The sequence below is a fragment of the Phenylobacterium sp. genome, assembly GCF_036723115.1.
GTDB lineage: Bacteria > Pseudomonadota > Alphaproteobacteria > Caulobacterales > Caulobacteraceae > Phenylobacterium.
In genome coordinates, this window is the sequence record NZ_DAIMHV010000013.1 from 1 (window position 1) to 6,194 (window position 6,194).

At 69.2% G+C, this 6,194-nt stretch carries 6 protein-coding genes; 4 read left to right on the plus strand and 2 right to left on the minus strand.

Features of this window, described 5'->3' with window-relative positions:
* Nucleotides 1-1,859, plus strand: a 1,859-nt coding sequence (locus V7D28_RS02935; RefSeq protein WP_333585863.1) for an acetyl-CoA hydrolase/transferase C-terminal domain-containing protein, incomplete at its 5' end; no start/stop codon positions are given.
* A 67-nt stretch (nucleotides 1,860-1,926) separates the two neighbouring features.
* Complete coding sequence (locus V7D28_RS02940) at nucleotides 1,927-2,394, plus strand: bactofilin family protein (RefSeq protein WP_333585864.1); 468 nt, start codon at nucleotides 1,927-1,929, stop codon at nucleotides 2,392-2,394.
* Between the two features lie 10 nt (nucleotides 2,395-2,404).
* Here V7D28_RS02940 and V7D28_RS02945 read toward each other — a convergent pair whose 3' ends face one another.
* Nucleotides 2,405-3,616 carry a patatin-like phospholipase family protein gene (locus tag V7D28_RS02945; protein WP_333585865.1) on the minus strand — a complete coding sequence of 404 codons (1,212 nt, stop codon included), beginning with the start codon at nucleotides 3,614-3,616 and terminating at the stop codon, nucleotides 2,405-2,407.
* Nucleotides 3,617-3,672: 56 nt separating this feature from the next.
* On the minus strand, nucleotides 3,673-4,590 hold the full coding sequence (locus V7D28_RS02950; protein WP_333585866.1) for a LysR family transcriptional regulator: 918 nt from the start codon (nucleotides 4,588-4,590) through the stop codon (nucleotides 3,673-3,675).
* A gap of 104 nt (nucleotides 4,591-4,694) precedes the next feature.
* On the opposite strand from V7D28_RS02950, the gene V7D28_RS02955 reads away from it, so the two are divergent.
* Both V7D28_RS02955 and wrbA read left to right on the plus strand, forming a co-directional pair.
* On the plus strand, nucleotides 4,695-5,387 hold the full coding sequence (locus V7D28_RS02955; protein WP_333585867.1) for a pirin family protein: 693 nt from the start codon (nucleotides 4,695-4,697) through the stop codon (nucleotides 5,385-5,387).
* Nucleotides 5,388-5,428: 41 nt separating this feature from the next.
* On the plus strand, nucleotides 5,429-6,028 hold the full coding sequence (gene wrbA / locus V7D28_RS02960) for an NAD(P)H:quinone oxidoreductase (RefSeq protein ID WP_333585868.1): 600 nt from the start codon (nucleotides 5,429-5,431) through the stop codon (nucleotides 6,026-6,028).
* Nucleotides 6,029-6,194 lie beyond the last annotated feature (166 nt).

A 6,194-nucleotide genomic window follows, 5' to 3' on the forward strand; every position in this document is an offset into this window, starting at 1 on the left:
CGGCCCGCCCCCAGACCTTCACCGACCCCGATGCGGTGGCCCTTGCGATCATCGAGCGTCTCGACGGCAAGGTGGTGCTGGGCCTGCCGCTCGGCCTGGGCAAGGCCAATCATATCGCCAATGCGCTGTTCGCCCGCGCGGCCATGGACCGGGCGATCTCCCTGCGCATCTTCAGCGCCCTGACGCTTACCCCGCCCCGCCTGGGCAGCCTGCTGGAGAAGCGCTTCCTGGGCCCCATCCTGGATCGCACCCTGGGCGGCTATCCCGAGCTTGCCTACGCCCAGGCGCTGCAGCGCGGCGAGCTGCCGCCCAATATCGAGGTGGACGAGTTCTTCCTCCAGGCCGGCGTCTGGCTGTCCAACCCCGCCGTCCAGCAGAGCTACATATCGGCCAACTACACCCATGCGGGCGGCTACATCCTGGAGCGAGGCTGTAATGTGGTGGCGCAGCTGGTCGCCAAAACCCCCGAGCGGTCAGGCTCTTACAGTCTGTCCTGCAACACCGATCTGACCCTGGAGCTGCTGCGCGCCAAGGCGGAGGGCCGAGCTGACATCCTGCTCGCCGGCCAGGTCAACAGCGAGCTGCCCTATATGCCCGGCGGTGCGGAACAGCCGGCCTCGGCGTTCGACTTCATGCTGGAGGACGAGGCGGTGGAATTCCCCCTGCCCGGCCCGCCCAAGCAGCCGGTGAGCCTCGCCCACTACGCCATGGGCTTCCACGTGGCGAGCCTGATCCCCGATGACGGCACGCTGGAGATCGGCATCGGCTCCATGGGGCATGCGGTGGCCCATGCGCTGATCCTGCGCCACCGACGCCCCGCGCGGTTCCGCGAGATTCTGGGCGCCCTTGTTCCATCGGAAGATCGCACGCCGCGACACACCGAACCCTTCGAGGTCGGCCTCTACGGCGCCACGGAGATGTTCGTGGACGCCTTCCTGGAGCTCTACCGGGCAGGCGTCCTCAAACGGGAGGTGGACGGGGCTGTCCTTCACGCCGCCTTCTTCCTGGCGCCGCGCGACTTCTATGCCGCCCTGCGCACCATGAGCCTGGAGGAACGGGCCAGGTTCCAGATGACTGAGGTGGGCTTCGTCAACGCGCTCTACGGCGCCGATTATGAGGCGCGCGTGGCGGCCCGGCGTAACGCCCGCTTCGTCAACAACGGCATGATCGCCACCCTGCTGGGCGCCATCACCTCCGACGCCCTGGAGGATGGCCGGGTGGTGAGCGGCGTGGGCGGGCAGTACAATTTCGTCGCCCAGGCCTTCGCCCTGCCTGACGCGCGCTCGATCATGACCCTGCCCAGCTGGCGTGACAGCGCCGAGGGGCCGCAGTCGAACATCCGCTGGTCCTATGGCCACACCACCATTCCCCGCCACCTGCGCGACATGGTGGTGACCGAGTATGGCGTCGCCGATCTGCGCGGGGCCGCCGACGCCGAGGTGATCGCGCGGATGCTGGAGACGGCCGACAGCCGTTGGCACGACATGCTGATGGAGGCGGCCAAGTCCGCCGGCAAGCTGCCCGCCGGCCATCGGCCCAGTCCGTTCGCCGCGGCCAACCATCCCGACAAGCTGGCGCAGGCGCTGGCGCCGTTCGAGGCCGCCGGGGACCTGCCGCCCTTCCCCTTTGGCGGGGAGATGACGCCCCTGGAGCGGGACCTCGCCCCGGTCCTGCAGGCGATCAAGACCGCCAGCCGCTCGCCGGCGGACCTGGCGAGGCTGGCGGGTCGCGGGCTTGGAGGCCGGGCCCATCCGAAGACCCGCAAGGCGTTGGAGCGGCTGGGTCTTTCCAAGCCCCGCGGCCTGGAGGAGCGCCTCAGCGCCCGACTGGTCCGCGGCGCCCTGGCGGGCGCGGAGTAGCGTGCAGGCGTGTCCGGCGCCGGGCTTGCACGGCGATGGGCCACACGTATCGAGACGGGACGCCGCCATGTTCGAAAAGTCCAGCAAGACCGCCCAACGCCCCCAGATGGAGGAGCCCGTGCGCGCCAACGCGCCCGCCGCCCCGGCCAAGCCCCGACCCGCCTCGCTGATCGGCCAAGGGGTCTGCATCCAGGGCAATATCGCCGGCGAGGCCGAGGTGCAGATCGACGGCCTGGTGCGCGGCGACGTGCGCGTGGGCAAGCTGATGCTGGGCCCTCAGGGCCGGATCGAGGGCACGGTGGTCGCCGTGGTGGCAGAGATCCGCGGTCACATCAAAGGCCCTCTGAAGGCCCGTCAGGTTCGCCTCTATGGCGGTTCGCACGTGGAAGGCGACATCGCCCACGAACAGCTGGCCATGGAGACCGGCGCCGTGTTCGAAGGCCGCAGCGTCCGCCTGGCCAAGCCGCCTGAGGCGACCCCCGCCCCGGCCCCTGGCGCCGCCGAAATCCCGACCATCGCCTCAAGCGCGGCCTGAACGATCGCGCTCAAGGCGCTGTCGCATCAGGGGAAGCGAGAAGGGTGAAGGCCGAGCGTTCGCGTCCGGCCGCCGCCCCGGCGTCGAAGAGCCGACGCATGGCGTCCACCTGGAAGGCCATGCTGTCGGCCCCCAGCTCCGGCGGGATCGCCGCATAGCTGAGCCTTGCGCCCCGCGCCTGGGCGAAGGCGGCGCTGCTGATCAGGTGCGCCTTCACGCTCGCCTTGGACATGGTGTCGAAGGTACGGGTGAGGATCGGCATGGCCGCCCCGCGGGTGATCGAGGGCGAAGGATCGATCTCCCCGTTCACGATGACATAGAGCTCGTCGGCGGACCTCTCCGAGGCGGCCCCATGATCCGGCGGCGAAAGCTGAACGGCCCAGGCCTCCCGCCGCGATGGCGCCAGGACAAAGGGCGAGGTGACGCCCCCATCCACATGCATTTCGGCCAGTCCCCCCGGCTCCCCGTCATGGTCGATCATGACCGGGGGAAAGACGCCGGGAATGCTGGCCGACGCCACCAGGATCGTCTCGAACAGCCGGGCTGCGGCCTCCCGCTGACCGGACGCCTCACCGGCCAGGGCGATGGCTCCCATGTCCCACAGCACGGTGGCCTGCTGGTCGAGATTGGTGGTCGCCACCAGCAGGCGGCGGCCGGCGCGGTGCTCCTCGGCCACGGCGCGCATCAGCCGATCGTCCACATACTTGGCCACAAGGTCCTGGAGGGACCGGCCGCCGAACAGGCTCGGCCCGCGAAACAGCCCCCAGCCGCCATGGGTGAGGCGCGCAGCATCGGGGTCGGTATAGGCGTCCCGCAACCTTGCGTCCCATTCCGGCCCCAGAAAGGCGAAGGGCGCGATCAGGGCGCCGGTGCTGACCCCGGTGACGAGATCGAAGTCGGGGCGATCCCCCGCCTGGCTCCAGCCAGAGAGAACCCCGGCCCCATAGGCTCCGTTCGCGCCGCCGGCCGAAACCGCCAGGATCCGCATGGGCTGGGCGGGGCGACTATGCCGCTGTCCGCTGTCCCCACGATCTGCGCGCCAGCGATCGACAAAGCCGTCAAAGGCCGCCTCGTCCTGATCGGTGAAGCGAAAGGCGTCCAGGGGGGAGGCCGGCGCCTGACCCGCCGCCAGCGAGACGTCGAGGGGCGCCCGGGCGATGGAGCCGCAGCCCGCCAGGCCCAGGGCCAGGACGAGGGCGATCCAGGCCCCGCTGCCGCGCACGCGTCTCACCTCAGGCCCCTCGCCCTTTCTCCGTCTGGATCGTCGCGATCATCCCCTCAATTCCGCGCAGGGGAAACCGGTTCGCTGAGCCGGGCGGCAAGAAAGTCCATCAAGGCCGAGACCCGCGCCGGACGGGGTCCGCCGGGCGGCGCCACCAGGTGCAGAGCGACCGGCGGGGGCGACCATTCGGGCATCAGGACCTCCAGCCGGCCGGCCGCCAGGCAGTCGCGAATGATGAAGTCCGGCTGCACCGCCACACCCAGGCCTGCCTCCAGGGCCGGCAGGAGGGATTCAGCATTGTTGGCGCGCAAGGGCCCGGCGGGCCGCACCGAAACCTCTTCGCCGGCCCGGTTCATGAACCGCCAAGTCTCAGGCGTGGGAAGATAGGCGTAGCCGAGGCAGGCATGGTCCGCCAGGTGGCTGGGATGGGTGGGCCGGCCGCGCCCTTCCAGATAGGCTGGCGCGGCCACCAGGTGGCGCGCCACCGGCCGCAGCCGGCGCGCCAGAAGCGATGAGTCCGGCAAGGCGGCGATCCGCAGGGCGATGTCGAACCCCATCCCCACCAGGTCGATGGTCTCGTCGCTCATGTGCAGGTCCAGGCTGACGCCCGGATACTGCTTCAGGAAGTCCGGCAGGACCGGCGCCACCTCGATCAGGCCGAAGGACATGGGCGAGGCCAGGCGCACGAGGCCCCGAGGCTGGGCGGACTCGGCCATGATCTCGTTCTCGGCCGCCTCCCCTTCGGCCACCATCTGCCGGGCGCGCTCCAGCAGGCGAGACCCCGCCTCCGTCAGGGCCAGGCGACGGGAGGTGCGGTTGAACAGCCGCGCCCCCAGCCGCGCCTCCAGCCGGTGGATGGCTTTGGAGACAGTGGCCTTGCTGACCTTCAGGTCGCTCGCAGCCGCGCTGAAGGACCGCTGCTCCACCACGCGGACAAAGACGGCCAGGGCCTCAAAGTCGGGAAGGGTTCGCATTGGAAACGATGAGTTTCTTCTGTTTCTGTTTCGGAGCCCATCTAAATCCCTATCTCTAGCGCCACACAAGAGCGCCCGACTTCGGGCGCACAGGGAGTCCGACCATGATCGAGCGTAGAGCGTTTGACGGCCTTGGCGGCGCCGACCACGGCTGGCTGAAGGCCCGCCACCATTTTTCGTTCGCCAACTACTATGATCCCAAGCGCATGGGCTGGGGGCCCATCCGGGTGTGGAACGACGACGAGATCGCCCCCAACTCCGGCTTCCCGCCTCACCCGCACGCGGACATGGAGATCATCACCTATGTCCGCGATGGCGCGATCACCCACCAGGACAGCCTGGGCAACAAGGGTCGCACCGAGGCGGGCGACGTCCAGGTGATGAGCGCAGGCTCGGGCATCCGGCACGCAGAATACAATCTGGAAACCGACACCACGCGCATCTTCCAGATCTGGATCGAACCCAGCCGCACCGGCGGCGCGCCGGCCTGGGGGGCCAAGCCCTTTCCCAAGGGTGAGCGTTCGGGCCGCTTCATTCCCCTGGCCAGCGGCCGGGGCGATGAGGAGGCCCTGCCGATCCGCACCGATGCGCGGGTCCTGGGCGCCACGCTGAAGGCCGGGGAGACCACCACCTACGCCATGGAGGGCCGCTACGGCTACCTGGTGCCGGCCACGGGCAAGGTGGAGGTGAACGGCGTCAGCCTCGCCGCGCGCGACGGCGCCGCCATCGCCGAAGAAGCCCGGCTGACCATCACGGCCCTGGAAGATTCCGAACTCGTCCTGGTGGACGCGGCCTAAGGCCCGCCGCCCCGAACCCTCCCCTGCGAAGGAGCAGACACATGACCAAGGTTCTCGTTCTCTACTACTCGGCCTATGGCCACATCGAAACCATGGCCCAGGCCGTGGCCGAAGGCGCCCGCGAGGCCGGCGCCCAGGTGGACATCAAGCGCGTCCCCGACCTCGTGCCCGAAGACGTCGCCAAGGCCGCCCACTACAAGCTCGACCAGGCCGCGCCCATCGCCGCCATCGAGGACCTGGCCAATTATGACGCCATCATCATCGGCGTGGGCACGCGGTTTGGCCGCATGGCCTCGCAGATGAGCAACTTCCTGGATCAGGCCGGCGGTCTGTGGGCCCGTGGCGCGCTGAACGGCAAGGTGGGCGCGGCCTTCACCGCCACCGCCACCCAGCATGGCGGCCAGGAGACCACGCTCATGTCCATGATCACCAACCTGATGCACTTCGGTCTGGTCGTCGTCGGCATGGACTATGGCTATCAGGCCCAGATGCGCCTGGACGAGGTGACCGGGGGCGCGCCCTATGGCGCCACGACCATCACCGGCGGTGATGGATCGCGCATGCCCAGCCAGAACGAACTGGACGGCGCCCGCTATCAAGGCCGCCGGGTGGCCGAAGTCGCCGCCAAGCTTTCGGCCTGATAGCGCCGCGTACGGTGGGTTTCGCCAAGTTGTCCCCTGGACAAATCTGGGGGACGACAACGACACATCACTAAAACAACGAGAGGATGACACTGGTCCGGCCTAGTTGAGGCTCCCGTCCGCTGGTCACAGCACAAAAAAGGGGACGGACAGTGTCATCCAACTC